The sequence below is a fragment of the Streptomyces sp. NBC_01506 genome (genome assembly GCF_045040295.1).
GTDB lineage: Bacteria > Actinomycetota > Actinomycetes > Streptomycetales > Streptomycetaceae > Streptomyces.
Window position 1 is genome coordinate 5660368 of sequence record NZ_CP109422.1, and the last position, 15276, is coordinate 5675643.

Annotated in this window: 14 protein-coding genes and 1 tRNA gene; 13 read left to right on the forward strand and 2 right to left on the reverse strand. The window is 71.1% G+C overall.

Annotated features, from left to right (window positions below; translation table 11 throughout):
- Positions 1–40 precede the first annotated feature (40 nt).
- The 10 genes from galU (at position 41) to OG329_RS25210 (ending at position 9429) form a co-directional block, all read left to right on the forward strand.
- Positions 41–943, forward strand: coding sequence for a UTP--glucose-1-phosphate uridylyltransferase GalU (galU, locus tag OG329_RS25165; RefSeq protein WP_405798274.1), 903 nt, complete (start codon positions 41–43; stop codon positions 941–943).
- A gap of 4 nt (positions 944–947) precedes the next feature.
- On the forward strand, positions 948–2288 hold the full coding sequence (gene glp, locus OG329_RS25170; protein ID WP_405798276.1) for a gephyrin-like molybdotransferase Glp: 1341 nt from the start codon (positions 948–950) through the stop codon (positions 2286–2288).
- Between the two features lie 71 nt (positions 2289–2359).
- Positions 2360–2908 (forward strand): cyclic pyranopterin monophosphate synthase MoaC, encoded by a 549-nt coding sequence (gene moaC / locus OG329_RS25175; RefSeq protein ID WP_405798278.1) that lies wholly within the window; start codon positions 2360–2362, stop codon positions 2906–2908.
- Positions 2905–3450, forward strand: coding sequence for a molybdenum cofactor biosynthesis protein B (locus OG329_RS25180; protein ID WP_405798279.1), 546 nt, complete (start codon positions 2905–2907; stop codon positions 3448–3450). The genes moaC and OG329_RS25180 overlap by 4 nt, the downstream gene beginning before the upstream one ends.
- Positions 3447–4073, forward strand: coding sequence for a GNAT family N-acetyltransferase (locus OG329_RS25185; RefSeq protein WP_405798281.1), 627 nt, complete (start codon positions 3447–3449; stop codon positions 4071–4073). Before OG329_RS25180 ends, OG329_RS25185 begins: the two co-directional genes overlap by 4 nt.
- 142 nt (positions 4074–4215) lie before the next feature.
- A complete protein-coding gene (gene glpR / locus OG329_RS25190; protein WP_405798283.1) occupies positions 4216–5349 on the forward strand; it encodes a gephyrin-like molybdotransferase receptor GlpR in 1134 nt (377 codons plus the stop codon).
- A gap of 60 nt (positions 5350–5409) precedes the next feature.
- Positions 5410–5483 (forward strand) — tRNA-Ala (locus tag OG329_RS25195).
- Between the two features lie 428 nt (positions 5484–5911).
- Positions 5912–6631 carry a polyprenyl diphosphate synthase gene (gene uppS / locus OG329_RS25200; protein WP_405798285.1) on the forward strand — a complete coding sequence of 240 codons (720 nt, stop codon included), beginning with the start codon at positions 5912–5914 and terminating at the stop codon, positions 6629–6631.
- A gap of 50 nt (positions 6632–6681) precedes the next feature.
- Complete coding sequence (locus OG329_RS25205) at positions 6682–8091, forward strand: oxygenase MpaB family protein (protein ID WP_405801999.1); 1410 nt, start codon at positions 6682–6684, stop codon at positions 8089–8091.
- A 198-nt stretch (positions 8092–8289) separates the two neighbouring features.
- Positions 8290–9429, forward strand: a complete 1140-nt coding sequence (locus tag OG329_RS25210) for a PQQ-dependent sugar dehydrogenase (protein ID WP_405798286.1) — start codon at positions 8290–8292, stop codon at positions 9427–9429.
- 186 nt (positions 9430–9615) lie between these two features.
- Here OG329_RS25210 and OG329_RS25215 read toward each other — a convergent pair whose 3' ends face one another.
- Positions 9616–10227 carry a DUF998 domain-containing protein gene (locus OG329_RS25215; RefSeq protein ID WP_405798288.1) on the reverse strand — a complete coding sequence of 204 codons (612 nt, stop codon included), beginning with the start codon at positions 10225–10227 and terminating at the stop codon, positions 9616–9618.
- Between the two features lie 129 nt (positions 10228–10356).
- Here OG329_RS25215 and OG329_RS25220 point away from each other — a divergent pair, with 129 nt between their 5' ends.
- Both OG329_RS25220 and OG329_RS25225 read left to right on the forward strand, forming a co-directional pair.
- The gene (locus OG329_RS25220) at positions 10357–11853 is read left to right on the forward strand and encodes a short-chain fatty acid transporter (RefSeq protein WP_405798289.1); all 1497 of its coding nucleotides are present in this window, start codon (positions 10357–10359) and stop codon (positions 11851–11853) included.
- 42 nt (positions 11854–11895) lie between these two features.
- A complete protein-coding gene (locus tag OG329_RS25225; RefSeq protein ID WP_405798291.1) occupies positions 11896–13101 on the forward strand; it encodes a winged helix DNA-binding domain-containing protein in 1206 nt (401 codons plus the stop codon).
- Positions 13102–13134: 33 nt separating this feature from the next.
- Here OG329_RS25225 and OG329_RS25230 read toward each other — a convergent pair whose 3' ends face one another.
- Positions 13135–14643, reverse strand: coding sequence for an MFS transporter (locus tag OG329_RS25230; RefSeq protein ID WP_405798293.1), 1509 nt, complete (start codon positions 14641–14643; stop codon positions 13135–13137).
- A 125-nt stretch (positions 14644–14768) separates the two neighbouring features.
- On the opposite strand from OG329_RS25230, the gene OG329_RS25235 reads away from it, so the two are divergent.
- A complete protein-coding gene (locus OG329_RS25235) occupies positions 14769–15224 on the forward strand; it encodes a MarR family winged helix-turn-helix transcriptional regulator (RefSeq protein ID WP_405798295.1) in 456 nt (151 codons plus the stop codon).
- The last annotated feature ends 52 nt before the right edge of the window (positions 15225–15276 follow it).

A 15276-nucleotide genomic window follows, 5' to 3' on the forward strand; every position in this document is an offset into this window, starting at 1 on the left:
CCACATCTTCCCCTCATCGGTGGCGGATAGGCTGCTCCGCATGACTCAGTCGCCCCCCAGGATCAGCAAGGCCGTCATCCCTGCCGCAGGTCTCGGAACACGCTTCCTGCCTGTCACCAAGGCCACTCCCAAGGAGATGCTGCCTGTCGTCGACAAGCCAGCGATCCAGTACGTGGTCGAGGAAGCCGTGATGGCCGGGCTCTCCGACGTTCTCATGGTCACCGGTCGCAACAAGCGTCCCCTGGAAGACCACTTCGACCGCAACTACGAGCTGGAGGAGGCGCTGACCCGCAAGGGCGACACCGAACGCCTCGCCAAGGTGCAGGAGTCCAGCGATCTGGCGACGATGCACTACGTCCGGCAGGGCGATCCCAAGGGCCTGGGCCACGCCGTCCTGTGCGCCGCCCCGCACGTCGGCGACCAGCCCTTCGCGGTGCTCCTCGGTGACGACCTGATCGACCCGCGCGACCCGCTGCTGTCCCGCATGGTCGAGATCCAGGAGCGCGAGGGCGGCAGCGTCATCGCCCTGATGGAGGTCGACCCCGACCAGATCCACCTCTACGGATGCGCCGCCGTCGAACCCACCGCCTACGGCGACGTGGTCAAGGTGCACGACCTGGTCGAGAAGCCCGACCGCGCGGACGCGCCCAGCAACTACGCCATCATCGGCCGCTACGTCCTCGACCCCGCCGTCTTCGAGATACTGCGCAGGACCGAGCCGGGCCGCGGTGGTGAGATCCAGCTCACCGACGCGCTCCAGCAGTTGTCGGCCGACGAGAAGGCCGGCGGCCCCGTCCACGGCGTGGTCTTCAAGGGACGCCGTTATGACACGGGTGACCGCGGCGACTATCTGCGTGCCATTGTCAGACTCGCGTGCGAACGTGAAGACCTGGGACCGGACTTCCGGGCCTGGCTCCGCAGTTACGTCACCGAGGAGATGTAGCGACTTGAGCAGTACGGCGACACCGGCACCCGCACCCGTCTCGGGGCACGGACGGTTCTGGACGGTGGACGAGCATCTGGCGGACATCCTCGCCACGGTCCGCCCGCTGGACCCGATCGAGCTCCAACTGCCCGACGCCCAGGGCTGCGTCCTCGTCGAGGACGTCACGGTGCCGGTGGCCCTGCCGCCCTTCGACAACAGCTCCATGGACGGCTACGCGGTCCGTACGGCCGACGTGTCCGGAGCCGACGAGGAGTTCCCGGCCGTCCTGACCGTCATCGGCGACGTCGCGGCGGGCGGCGGCTCCCTGCCCCGCGTCGGCCCCGGGCAGGCCGCCCGCATCATGACCGGCGCACCCCTGCCGCCGGGCGCCGAGGCCGTCGTCCCGGTCGAATGGACCGACGGCGGTACGGGCGGCGGAGCGGCCACCTCGATGCGCCCGGCCGGCTCCGCGCCCGAGGACGCGAGCGGCGAGGTCCGGGTCTACCGCCCGGTCGAGGCCCGTGCCCACGTCCGCGCGCGCGGCAGCGACGTACAGGCCGGAGACCTCGCCCTGGAGGCCGGCACGCTCCTGGGACCGCCGCAGATCGGTCTGCTGTCCGCCATCGGCCGCGCCACGGTCCGGGTCCACCCGCGCCCGCGCGTGGTCGTCCTGTCGACCGGCAGCGAACTGGTCCAGCCGGGCGAGGCGTTGGGCGAGGGCCAGATCTACGACTCCAACAGCTTCGCGCTCACCGCCGCCGCGCGTGACGCCGGCGCCATCGCCTACCGGGTCGGCGCGGTCACCGACGACGCGGACACCCTCCGGGCGACCATCGAGGACCAGTTGATCCGCGCGGACATGATCGTGACGACCGGCGGTGTCAGCGTGGGGGCGTACGACGTGGTGAAGGAGGCGCTGTCCTCCGTAGGAGACGAGGACGAGCCGGGCAGCGGCATCGACTTCCGCAAGCTGGCGATGCAGCCGGGCAAGCCCCAGGGCTTCGGCTCGATCGGCCCCGACCACACCCCGCTGCTCGCCCTCCCCGGCAATCCCGTCTCGTCGTACGTGTCCTTCGAGCTGTTCGTACGCCCCGCGATCCGCGCGCTCATGGGCCGCCAGGACGTCCACCGCCCCACGGTCCGCGCGACGCTCGAGGCGGACGCACCGCTGACGTCCCCGTCGGGCCGGCGCCAGTTCCTGCGCGGTACGTACGACGCCGAGGCGGGCACGGCCGCCCCCGTCGGCGGCGCCGGATCCCATCTCGTCGCCGCCCTCGCCCACGCCGACGCGCTCATCGTGGTCCCCGAGGAGGCCACGTCGGTGGAGCCCGGCAGCGAGGTCGACGTGGTGCTGCTCGGCTGAGGGCCGCGCGGTGGCGGTAGCGTGTCCTGCCTAACAGGCCCCGCCGGGCCCGGACCGGGAGCGCCACAGCGATGACTGCGTTTTCCCGGGGGGAGACCCCCGGACCTTCTCGACAAGGCCGCCTGACACATCTCGACGAGGCGGGCGCGGCCCGCATGGTCGACGTCTCCGCCAAGGAGGTCACCGCGCGCACCGCCAGCGCGAGCGGCCGGGTGCTGGTGTCGCCGCGCGTGGTCGAACTGCTGCGGGGCGAGGGCGTGCCGAAGGGCGACGCCCTGGCCACCGCCCGGATCGCGGGCATCATGGGCGCGAAACGGACCCCGGAGCTGATCCCGCTCTGCCATCCGCTGGCGGTCTCCGGGGTCACGCTCGACCTCGCCGTCACGGACGACGCGGTGGAGATCCTGGCGACGGTCAGGACCACGGACCGCACGGGCGTGGAGATGGAGGCCCTGACCGCGGTCTCGGTCGCGGCGCTGACGGTGGTCGACATGGTGAAGGCCGTCGACAAGGGCGCGGTGATCACCGACGTACGGGTCGAGGAGAAGACCGGCGGGAAGTCGGGCCACTACTCACGCGTGGCGTCCACGAACGGGACCCCGGAGAGGGGCACGCCATGACCGATCCCGCCGACAACGGCACCACGACCACGGCCCCCGGGCCGCGCGCGAGACAGCCCTACCGCGCCCTCGTCGTCACCGCGTCCAACCGCGCGGCGGCCGGTGTGTACGCGGACACCGGAGGCCCGATCATCGCGAACGCCCTCGCGGAGCTGGGCTTCTCGGTAGAAGGACCGCTGGTCGTGCCCGACGGCGACCCGGTCGAGCAGGCCCTGCGCGAGGGGGTGGCCGCCTCGTACGCCGTCATCCTGACCACCGGCGGCACCGGCGTCTCGCCCACCGACCGCACCCCCGAGGCCACCCGCCGCGTCCTGGACCACGAGATCCCCGGCATCCCCGAGGCGATCCGCGCCGAGGGCGCCCGGAAGGTCCCCACCGCCGCGCTCTCGCGGGGCCTCGCGGGCGTCGCGGGCCGGACCCTGATCGTGAATCTGCCGGGCTCCTCCGGCGGTGTACGGGACGGGCTCGCCGTCCTGGGCCGACTGCTCGTCCACGCCGTCGACCAGATCCACGGCGGCGATCACCCGCGTACCGACGGATGAACCACCCGTTCTGGCCCGTGGCGCTGGTGGACGGTGATGTCGTCCTGCGGCCGATAAAGCCGCGCGATCAGCGGGCCTGGCGCGAGGTCAACCGGCGCAACCGTGAGTGGCTGCGGCCGTGGGAGGCGACGATCCCGCCGCCGCCCCCCGGCGCCCCGGTCGCGCAGCGCCCGACATACCGGCAGATGGTCCGTCATCTGCGCGCCGAGGCGAACGCGGGGCGGATGCTGCCGTTCGTCATCGAGTACCAGGGGCGTCTGGTCGGTCAGTTGACCGTCGCGGGCATCACCTGGGGCTCGATGTGCTCGGGCCATGTCGGCTACTGGGTGGACCGCGACGTCGCGGGGCGAGGCGTCATGCCGACGGCCGTGGCCCTCGCCGTCGACCACTGTTTCCGTATGGCGGGGATGCACCGGATCGAAGTGTGTATTCGCCCCGAGAACGGGCCCAGCCGCCGGGTCGTGGAGAAACTCGGATTCCGCGAGGAAGGGACCCGCCCCCGCTATCTGCACATCGACGGGGCCTGGCGGGACCATCTGGTCTTCGCGCTCACGGCCGAGGAAGTGCCGGAAGGACTCCTGCACCGCTGGCACCGGGCGCGACCTGGGACGCCACATAAATGAAATAAGTGTTCGAAAATAGTCGCCATCCGACCATCAAGTGATCTGAACAATCACAAAAAAAGTCCGTGATATCAGCCAGATCGTGCGACACACCGGCTCAATTGGCGGATCCCGTCGCGCGAACACCTCTACGGTGTGAACCGTGAGCAGCAGCGGCCTCATCTACGCAGTCATCGTCGGGGCCTGGGCCGCCTACTTGGTACCGATGTGGCTCCGCAGGCAGGACGAGCTCAACGAAGCCCGTCCGACGGAACGCTTCAGCACCGCCATCCGGCTGCTGTCCGGGCGCGCGGCGATGGAGCGCCGGTACGCCAAGGAGTTGCAGGACCGCACCACCGAGGAGACCGGGCCCGACGGTGAACCGGACGTCGCGGCGGAGCCGACCAGCTCTGTCGACGTCCGGTCCTTCTCCGCGCCCGCGGCCCGTACCGAAGCCCGGCTGGAGATCCCGGCGCCCGCACCGGCCGCCGCGCCCGCCGCGTCGGGCCCGGCGCACGCCCCCGCCCCCGTACCCGCGCAGGCCCGCCCGGCGCCCGAACGGCGCGCACGCCCCTCCGGCGCCGCGGCCGAACGCGCCCGCCGCGCCCAGCGCTCCCAGGTCCTCGCCCGCCGCCGGCGCACCACCGTGGTGCTCTTTCTCGCCTTCACGGTCGGCGCGATCGTCGCCGGCGTCCAGGGGCTCGCCTTCCTGTGGGCGCCGGGCGTCCCCGCCGTACTCCTCAGCGCGTACATCGTGCATCTGCGCGCCCAGGAGCGGCGCCGCTTCGTCTTCACCATGGACCGCCGCAGGGCCGAGATCGCCGCGCAGCGACTGCGCGAGAACCGCCCCCGCCGGCACCACAAGGCATCGGCCCCGGCCGAGCCGGACGAGGAGCCGGAACCCCACCCCGCCCCGGAACCGGCCCCCTCGGTCTCCCCGCAGGAGGCCGGCCGCCGCGCGCTGGTCGAGCAGACGGACCACGCCGAGTGGGTCGACCAGCAGCGCGAGCGCGGCCCGGCCCGCGGCGACAGTTGGGAGCCGGTCCCGGTCCCGCTGCCGACGTACGTGACGGCGCCCGTCGCCCCGCGCGCGACGAGCGGCGTGAACGTCAGCGACCCGGAGACCTGGAGCGCGGCCCGCTCCTCCACGGCCGAGCCGACCCCGGCCGCCCCGCCGCCCCCCGACCCCGCCGACCGACGCCACACCCCCCCACCCCAGCGCCGCCCCCGCGACCGCGGCCGGACCCCGCTGTTCGACCAGTACGACGACGACCGCCCCCGCGCGGCCAACGAGTGACCAGCACGGAACTGATTTCCAAGCAGCCCGACCGGGGTGCTAAAGTTTCATTCGTCGCAAGGGCCTGTGGCGCAGTCTGGTAGCGCACCTCGTTCGCATCGAGGGGGTCTGGGGTTCAAATCCCCACAGGTCCACGGCAAGCCGTTCACGGGTTAGCTCGTAAGCGGTTCACGAAATCCCGCCCGGTCGATTCGACCGGGCGGGATTTCGTCGTTCCTGGGCTCGTTGGGAGCTCCGGGGGTGTGTGGGGGCGGGTGGAGCGTCCCCATCAGCACATCAGGGGCCGGTCTTCGTTCGTTTGTGCGACGTGGCCCACGTTGGGGTGAATGCCGCGTGATCGTGCTGTGCCGGCGGGCTGGGCCCGTCACGCTGTTCCTTGTCGATCACGGTGGCCTCACACCCGTACCGCCCGCATCCCCGGGGCGCACCCGCTGATCTTCGGCCCAGTGGTGTTCGTGGAGGCAGTTGAGGAGTCCGCGTGACGGTCGAGCGAGCCACAGGCCCCACTGCCTTTGAGCCCGTCGGCCCGCCTGCCCGCAGCCCAGGAAGCGCGGGCCTCCGCGTGCCGGCTCCGCAGCATGTCGCCTGTGTGATGGACGGCAACGGCCGATGGGCCGAGCGCCGGTCGTTGCCGAGGACGTCGGGTCACCGGGCCGCCGAGGCGACGGTGATCGATGTCATCGAGGCGGCACGGGCTGCCGGGGTTCAGTGGCTGAGCCTGTACGCGTTCTCCACCGAGAACTGGCAGCGCCCGGGGAGCGAGGTCGACTACCTCATGCGGTTGGTGCGCCGCGTGGTGTGCAAACATGCGCCACTGCTACAGGCCCGGGGGATCCGCTGCCGGTTCCTCGGCGTCACCGACTCCCGGATTCCTGCCGTACTGGCCCGGGACTTCGCCGATCTGACGACGCTGACGAGCAGGAATCGCGGCATGACGCTGACGGTGGCGTTCGATCACGGCGGGCGCTCGGACATCGTCGAAGCGGCCCGCTCCCTGATCCGTGACCAGGTGTCGGCCGAAGCGGTGAGCGAGGAGACCTTCGCCGCGCACCTGCCCCACCCCGACACCCCCGACGTGGACTTGGTCATCCGGACCTCGGGGGAACAGCGCATCTCCAACTTCATGCTCTGGCAGGTCGCCTACGCCGAATTCATGTTTCCCCCGGTGCTCTGGCCGGACTTCACCGCCGCGCACTTCGTGGAATGCCTGCACACCTACCGGCAGCGCAGCCGCCGCTTCGGCGGTCTGACACCCCTAGCAGACGGAGTATCCCCAGCGTGACCGACACCGTCCCCAGCCTCGATGTGCCCGCGGACCCGCCCCTGGACCCGATGTTCGGTCCCGGGTCGCAGTTCCACATGTTGTTCAACGACCCGCGCTGGGCCCTGGCCATGATCAGGGCGACGGTGCTGGAGGCCGCGCACCCGCAGATCGGTGCCGCCCTCCTGGACAACTCGACCTTCGTGGCGCACCCCTGGCGGCGGCTGCGCAACACCTTCCAGAGCATGCAGCGCATGTTCAGCGCCGACGACCACACCCGGCAGCGGGAGGCGGCCCGCCTGAACCGGCTGCACGCGCGGCTGAGCGGCACCGACGCCCGCAGCCGACCTTATGACGCGATGGACCCCGGGGTACGGGCCTGGGTGGTGGCGACCTTGTTCGAAAGCGCCGTGACCATGTGCCGCCTGGGGGGACAGCCCCTCGAACAGGCCACCGTGGAAAAGCTGTACACCGAGTTCCAGACCTTCCTCGCGACCATGGGCGACCAGGCCGGACACCTACCGCCGACCCTGAACGAATTCTGGCCGTACTTCGACCGCATGGTCGAGGAGGAACTGGAGAACACCGAGGCCCTGCGCATCATCCTGTACAGACTCTTCGACCACCTCCCCGCGCCGCCAGTACTGGACGGACTGCCTACGGTGTGGGCGGCCGGCCGCACCTTGGCCGGACCCGTCATCGGCGCCGTCACCGTGGCCTCCCTTCCCGAATCGTTCCGCCGGAAGGCATGCCTGCCCGAGATTCCCGGCGCGCAGACGCTGATGCAGAGCGCCTACCTGACCGCCGGCCTGGCACGCTTCCTGCCCGACGGATGGATCCAGGCCGAAGGTGTCGCGGGCTTGCTCTTCCTCTCACCGGACAGCGACGACCCCCGCGCTCGGAGCATCACCGCGGTGCGGGAGGCGATGAAACGGGCCGGCGCCTTCGTCAGGCTGATCACCCCCTTTCCCCTGCAACCCGAACCCGCCCGGACGCCCGCGCCGCAGCGCGGCGCCGAGGAGTTCTTCCACGCGGTGCTGGACCAGACCGGCGACGGCTATCTGGACTGGCCCGACCTCGCCGCCATGGCCAGGGAACTCTCCAGCCGCCTCGACCTGGACGAACCACAGGAGACCCGCCTCTACGACGCGTACGCCCACTGGTGGAAGGAACTCCAGGCGGCCCTCGACGCCGACGGCGACGGCCGCGTCAGCGCCCAGGAATATGCCGCCGCCGTCCCCTCTCTCGCCGGTCCCGCCCTCATCCGAGTCGCCGAAGTGCTCTTCGACGCCACCGACAAAGATGGCAACCAGACCATCGACGCGGACGAGTACCGTGCCCTGTTCCGCACCGGCTTCCGGCGGGACATGGACACCGCCGAGGGAACGTACTCGCGCAGCGCGTTCCTGACCGACTTCCTCTCCTTCATGACGGGCCGTCAGCGCTCGAGCGCCTTCGATCCACTGCTCGCCGAGGCATAGATCCGATAGGGGCTTTTTGGTGCCGGCACAGATGGACGAGGTATTGGTCTAGGCCAACTGCCCCCGTCCCAGTATCCTCACCCGTAGCCAGTGACACTCACATCCCCCACCCAGGTTGCGTGCTGGCGCGGGCGACGGCCGCTCAACTCTGCCCCAAGCAGCCGGGTGACCCCCCATTCGCCGCCTCTAGGAGTCACGGTGAAATTTCGCACCAGAAGCTCGGCGATCATCGGCACCATCTGCCTTGTCACTTCTCTCGCCTTCGCCACGGCGTACGCGGACGAGCCCGCCGCCCCGTCCAAGGCGGCGGCGGAAGTCGCGCTCACGGAAGTGGCCACGGCCAAGAATCCGACCGCCGGTGCCCCCGGGCCCGGTGGGACCGTCTGGATAGCCGAACGCGCGGGCACCGTACGGGTCTTGGGTGACAACGGGCTCGGCGCGCCCGTGCTCGACATCACCAGCGAGACCACCACCGACGGTGAACGCGGCCTGCTGGGCGTGGCGTTCGACAACGACTTCAAGCACTTCTACATCTCGTACACGGACCTCGAAGGCACCAGCACCATCGACGAGTTCACCATGCGGCGCGGCAAGATCCGGGCGGACTCCCGGCGTACCGTCCTCACCCAGACGCAGCCGTACGAGAACCACAACGGCGGCGACATCAAGTTCGGCCCCGACGGATACCTCTACATCGCGTTCGGCGACGGCGGCGCGGGCGGTGACCCGCACGGCAACGGGCAGAAGCTCGACACCCTGCTCGGCAAGCTGCTGCGGATCGACCCCAGCGGCGGCGAGCCGTACGCGATCCCGGCGGACAACCCGTTCGTGGACGACCCGAACGCGCGGGACGAGATCTGGTCGTACGGGCTGCGCAACCCGTGGCGGTTCTCCTTCGACTCGGGCACCGGCGATGTGCTGATCGGCGATGTCGGCCAGAGCGACTGGGAGGAGATCGACTGGGCCCCGGCGGACAGCGAGGGCGGCGAGAACTACGGCTGGGCCTCGATGGAGGGCACCCATCCCTTCCGGGGCGGCACGGAGCCGGCGAACCATGTGCCGCCGGTCTTCGAGTACGACCGCAACGGGCTCGGCTGCTCGGTGACCGGCGGATTCGTCTACCGCGGCGACGCCATCCCTGAGCTGCGGGGGCAGTATCTGTACAGCGACTACTGCGACGGCACCGTGCGCGGTCTGAAGATCGAGAACGGCGAGGTGACCGGCCAGAGCGACCTCGGGGTCAACGGCGGCGAGGTCATCTCGTTCGTGGAGGACTGCGAGGGCGAGCTGTACGTGCTCACCATCGGCGGCACCATCTCCCGCATCGATCCGGCGTAAGCGCCGCGCTCAACTCGTAGGCCCGCAAAGGCGTTTCACGCGATCCCGTCCGATCACTTCGATCGGGCGGGATTTCGGCGTCACCGGGACGGTGTCAGGCCCAGCGCGTGGATCAAATAACGCAGGTCGGCCTCGTAGAGCCTGGCGGGGTCGGTGACGTAAGCATGACCGTACGTCGACGGCATCTCACTGCTCCGTCGCCACCGGCCCCTCGCCGGACCACACACGGCAGGAGACCGCCACCGCCAGCGGCCACAGCGCCTGAACGACGGTCACCACCCGCTCCGCGACCCCCGGCGCCTTCCCGCTCCGCAGCTCGAACACGAACCACAGCGCGCACGCGCACATCAGCGCGCTCGCGACGACCGACACCCTGAACCGCAGCCCCCACGGCGCCACCGCCCGTTTACCACGTCGTGCTGCCAGCGCGGGCCACACCGCGAGCAGTACGAAGCCGGTCGCCGCCACCACCCCGTGCCCCAGCGCCCCACCACTGGCGGGCGCGGGCACCAGGGTCAGCCCCATCGCGGACAACCCGCCACCGGCCAGGGCGATTCGCCCGGGGAGCGCGGCCTCCCGAAGCCCGTGCGCCGTGACCACGTAACAGGTCCCCAGCACGAGCAGTATTCCCGTCATCAGCCAGTAGGCGCGGGCGCCGTAGGACGCCAGGATGCTGAGCGTGTCCACCACGGGGTTGTACGCCGGTCCTTGCAGCACCTGCGAAATCGCGGAGGCACCGATCAGAAGAAGAGGGGCTCCCCCCGCGGAGAGGAGAACCCACCAGGGGGCACGTCGCATCGCCCCACCGTAAACAGCAGTCGCTCTGTCTCTCCGCTGACACACCACCACCTGAACCAGTCCGCCCCCGCGTCCGTGCCTCCTGTACACGATCCGCGGCTCAGGCCGCCACCCTCACAGGAGAACCCCATGGCCACGGCGCCCTCGCCGCAACGGGAACCACAACCGGAACCACAGCGGGAACCACAGCACAAGGACAACTGGCTCGCGCGCATGGCGCTGCGCTTCACCGCGTTCACCGAGAAGTGGCTGCCCGACGCCCTCGGGTTCGTCCTCGTCGGTACGTTCGCGGTCTTCGCGCTCGGCCTCGCGACCGGGGAGGGGCTGTACGGGCGGCCCGACGACCCCGCCGACACCGCCGGGTTCGGGCTGGTGGACGCGTGGGGGCAGGGGTTCTGGTCGCTCATCACCTTCACGCTCCAGATGGCGATGATCATTATCGCCGGGTACGCGGTCGCCGTCTCCCCGCCGATGAGCCGGCTGATAGCCAGGATCGCCCGGGTGCCCCGTACCCCGCGCGGCGCCATCGCGTTCACCGCCGCCGTCGCCATGGTGACGGCCTACCTCAACTGGGCGTTCAGCCTCATCTTCACCGCGATCCTCGCCAAGGAGATCGCCCGCCGGATCCAGGGCGTGGACTACCGCGCCCTCGGCGCGATGGCCTTCCTGGGGCTCGGGACCGTCTGGGCCCAGGGTCTTTCGGGGTCGGCCGCGCTCCAGGTGGCCAGTGAGACGTCGAGCCCGCCGGCGGTCCAGGAGGTCATCGCGGACGGGCGCGGCAGTGGGCTCATCCCGCTCACCGACACCATCTTCCTGTGGCAGGGCATGGTGGCCACGGCGATCATCTTCGTCATCGCCGTGGTCATGGCGTGGTTCCTCGCGCCGTCCCCCGAGCGGGCGAAGACCGCGGCCCAGCTCGGTATCGAGCTGGGCCCGAGCGTCGCCGAGAAGCGGGAGCGGACCCGGCGCGGCCGGCCGGGGGAGTGGATCGAGTACAGCCCCGTCTTCGCGATCCTGCTGTTCGCGCTCGGCGCCTGGTATCTCGTACGGCACTTCGCCCTCGCCGAGGGCGACCCGCTCAACGCGCTCGACCTCAACACCGTCAACCTCATCCTGATCCTGCTGGCCCTCATCCTGCACTGGCGCCCCGTCCGGCTCGCCCAGGCGGTCAAGGAGGGCACCCCCGCCGCCTCGGGTGTCCTGCTCCAATTCCCCCTCTACGGCGGCATCTTCGGCATGATCGCCTTCACCGGGCTGAGCAAGACCATCGCGGGATGGCTGGTCTCGGTGTCGAACGAATTCTTCTATCCGGCCTTCATCGGGATCTACAGCATGGTGCTGGGCGTCTTCGTGCCCAGCGGCGGCAGCAAGTGGGTGATCGAGGCGCCGTACGTCCTGGAGGCGGCCAACCAGCTCCAGGTGAACCAGGGCTGGATGGTCGTCGTGTACGACCTCGGCGAGGCGAGCGCCAATCTGCTCCAGCCGTTCTGGATGCTGCCCACGCTGACGATCCTCGGTCTGAAGGCGCGCGACATCATGGGCTACACCTTCGCCATGTTCCTCGCCTGTTTCCCCGCGGTGCTGATCCTGGTGACCCTTTTCGCCCGTACGCTTCCCTTCCCGTAGGGAAGAAGGACGACGGCTCGGGGCGCGAAGGAGTGGGCGGACGTGCGGCGTATCGACGTGGCGGAGCGGCGGGCACGGATCGGCGTACGGCACCGGCTGGCGGTGGCCGCCCGCTCGGACGACCCGGTCGAGGTGGCACGCGACCTGGTCGCGCTGCACAGCACCGACCCGTCCTCCGTGTACGTCGCCATCTGGGCGCGCATGAACGCCGGTTCGGTACGGGAGGTGGAACGGCTTCTGTACGAGGACCGCTCCCTGATCCGGCTGCTGGGCATGCGCCGTACGGTCTTCGTCACCTCCCTCGACGTGGCCCCGGTCATGCAGGCCGCCTGCTCCCACGCGGTGGCCGCGCGCGAACGCCGCAAGCTGCTCGGGTTCCTGGCCGCGTCGGGGGTCGCGGACGACGAGGCGGGGGTACGGGAGTGGCTGGCCGAGACGGAGGACATCGCCGTGCGCGCGCTCGCCGCGCGCGGTGAGTCCACCGCCGCCGAACTCGCCGGTGACGACGCCCGCCTCCGTACGGAGGTGGTGCTCTCGGCCGGCAAGTCCTACGAAGGCAGACAGAAGGTCGCGAGCAGGCTGCTGCTTCTGCTCGCCGCCGAGGGCCGGGTCGTACGCGGCCGGCCGCGCGGCTCGTGGACCTCGCACCAGTACCGCTGGGCGCCGCTGACCGACTGGTTCCCCGGCGGCCTCGCGCCCTGGGACACCCACCGCGCGGAGGAGGAACTGGCCCGGCGCTGGCTGCGGACGTTCGGCCCGGCCACGGCGGACGATCTGCGCTGGTGGGCGGGGTGGACGAAGACGCAGGTCAAGCGGGTGCTGACGGAACTGAAGCCGGTCGAGGTCGATCTCGGCGGCGGTACGACGGGCCTGCTCCTGCCCGACGACCTGGCCCCGACCCCGCCGCCCGAGCCGTGGGCCGCGCTACTGCCGGGGCTCGACTCCACCCCGATGGGCTGGCAGGAACGCGGCTGGTTCCTCGGCGACCACGGGCCGCGCCTCTTCGACGGCGTCGGGAACATCGGGCCCTCGCTGTGGTGGGACGGCCGGATCGTCGGCGGCTGGGCGCAGGACGGCAGCGGCGAGATCGTGTGCCGCTTCTTGGAGGATGTCGGCGCGGACGCCGAGGCGGCGGTACGGCGCGAGGCGGAGCGCCTGGCCGTACCGCTGGGCGCGGTCAGACTCAGCCCGCGCACGCGGGGGCGTACGTGGCTGGAGGCGGAGCTGGCCGTCAACCAGCCTCTGTAGGAGGCTGGTTGAGCGGGCTCGCCAGGTCCGCCCTCAGTCGGCGGACGGGCTCGGCCGGCTCCGGCCCAGCGCCAGGCTCAGTACGGCGCTGAGGATCAGCGCCACCGTCGCCGTCAGAACGCTCGCGGTCAACGCCGTGGCATACGCGTCCCCGTTCGCGCCCCCGCCCCCTCCTGAGTCCCCGCCCCCGTCCACCGCCGTGAAGAAGATCGTGCCGAGCCCGGCCACCCCCAACGCCGCGCCGAACTGCTGGCTCGTGCTGTAGATGCCCGACGCCGACCCCGCGTGCTCGGGCGGCACCGTCGCGAAGAACAGCGTGCTCAGCGTCGGCATGACGAGGTTCATGCCCATCCCGATCGCGGCCAGACCGGGCACCAGCGCCCAACTGTCCACGTCCCCCGGCGCGGCCGACCCGGCCGGCGCCGCGTACAGCACGCCCAGCATGCCCCCGGCGGCCAGTACGCACCCGGCCACCATCGGGGCCCGGCCGAACCGCACGATGAGCCGCCCCACGAAGGGGGCCATGGCGATGCCGCCCGCGGAGAACCCGATGGTCAGCACCCCGGCGTCCAGCGCCGAGTACCGGTGCCCGCTCTGGAGCCACAGCACGAACACCAGCAGGAATCCGGTGAAGGCCGCGAAGGCCACCAGTTGGACGGTCAGCGCGGTGCTGATCAGCCGGTTGCGGAACAGGTCCATCGGCAGCAGGGCCCCCGCCCGCCAGGCCGGCCGCCGGTGCTCGGCGACCGCCAGCCCCAGCACGGCAAGGACGCCCCCGGCCAGGCAGAGCCAGATCCACGCGGGCCAGCCGAATGTACGGCCCTCCATCAGTGGGAACACCATCGCGACCAGTCCGGCGGTGAGCACCCCCGTCGACAGCCAGCGCGGCCGGGCACTGCCGGGCACCCGGCTCTCCGGCACCAGCCAGGCCCCGAGGGCCACGAGTACGGCGGCGGCCGGCACGGTGACCAGGAAGACCGCGCGCCAGCCGAGCCCGGCGACGTCCGCGTCGATCAGGACACCGCCGACGAGCAGACCGCCGGCCTGGGCGAGTCCGGCGACGATGCCGAACGTGCCGAAGACCGTGGCGCGTTCGCGGCCCTGAAAGAGCGTGAACAGGATGCTCATCACCTGTGGCGCGAGCGCGGCGGCGGCCAGCCCTTGCGCGGCGCGGGCGGCGATCAGCTCGTACGGACCGTTCGCGAAGCCGCTCCACAGCCCGGTGAGGCCGAAGGCGACGATCCCGAGCAGGAAGACCCGTTTGCGGCCCCACAGATCACCGGCCCGCGCGAAGGTGATCAGCGCGGCGGCGAAGGCCAGCAGGTACGCGGCGGAGATCCACTCCAGTTGGGTGGAGCTCGCGTCGAGGTCGCGCTGGATGGCGGGCAGCCCGACGTTGACGATCGTGACGTTCAGCAGGTCCAGCATGAACGCCAGGATCAGGATGACCATGGCCACCCAGCGGCGTGGGTACGGCGGTTGCTGCCCGGTGTCACCACCGCCCCCGCCCTCGGGTCGTACGGCCAGCTTCTCCGTGGTCATGACAGCACCCCTGGTTGTCCGGTCGGCGGCGGTAAAATGGCAGCCCGGCGAGAGGGTCGCCGTGTCGACTGTGTCGCCTGGGCGACTATGTCGTGACGACGACAGACTAGGCAAGGAGGCCGTCGATGACAAACCCGTCAGCCGCGCTGTGCGACCGCATGCAGGCCGCGGCGCTCCGGCACGCGGCGGCAGCCGCCCGGTTCGACCACGAGGTGGGGGCCCAGGCGGGCCTGACGCTCAGCACGATGGAGGCCAACTTCGTCAACCTGCTGCGGCTGCACGGCTCGCTCAGCCCCGGGCAGTTGGGCCGGCTCGCCGGGGTCGGCTCGTCGGGGACCATCACCGGCGTGATCGACCGCCTGGAGCAGGTCGGTTACGTCACGCGCTCCCGCTGCCGGGACGACCGCCGCAGGGTGCTCGTGTCGCTGAACACCGAGTGGCTGGAGCAGGAGGACGCGCCCCGGCTGAAGCGGCTGCGCGCGCTGCTCGCCGACTACGACGAGGCGCAGCTCACCACGATCGCGGAATTCCTCACGCGTCTCGCGGACGTCGAGACCGAGGCGGCGGGCGCCGCCGCGTGACAGTACGCACCCGCCTGTGCCGGACGGCCCGCGTGTGCGGCCCGTCCGGCGC

Coding starts and splice junctions, on each gene's coding strand:
- galU (WP_405798274.1), top strand. CDS start 41: ATGACTCAGTCGCCCCCCAGGATCAGCAAGGCCGTCATCCCTGCCGCA.
- moaC (WP_405798278.1), top strand. CDS start 2,360: ATGACTGCGTTTTCCCGGGGGGAGACCCCCGGACCTTCTCGACAAGGC.
- OG329_RS25180 (WP_405798279.1), top strand. CDS start 2,905: ATGACCGATCCCGCCGACAACGGCACCACGACCACGGCCCCCGGGCCG.
- OG329_RS25185 (WP_405798281.1), top strand. CDS start 3,447: ATGAACCACCCGTTCTGGCCCGTGGCGCTGGTGGACGGTGATGTCGTC.
- OG329_RS25205 (WP_405801999.1), top strand. CDS start 6,682: ATGTTCGGTCCCGGGTCGCAGTTCCACATGTTGTTCAACGACCCGCGC.
- OG329_RS25215 (WP_405798288.1), bottom strand. CDS start 10,227: ATGCGACGTGCCCCCTGGTGGGTTCTCCTCTCCGCGGGGGGAGCCCCT.
- OG329_RS25220 (WP_405798289.1), top strand. CDS start 10,357: ATGGCCACGGCGCCCTCGCCGCAACGGGAACCACAACCGGAACCACAG.
- OG329_RS25230 (WP_405798293.1), bottom strand. CDS start 14,643: ATGACCACGGAGAAGCTGGCCGTACGACCCGAGGGCGGGGGCGGTGGT.
- OG329_RS25235 (WP_405798295.1), top strand. CDS start 14,769: ATGACAAACCCGTCAGCCGCGCTGTGCGACCGCATGCAGGCCGCGGCG.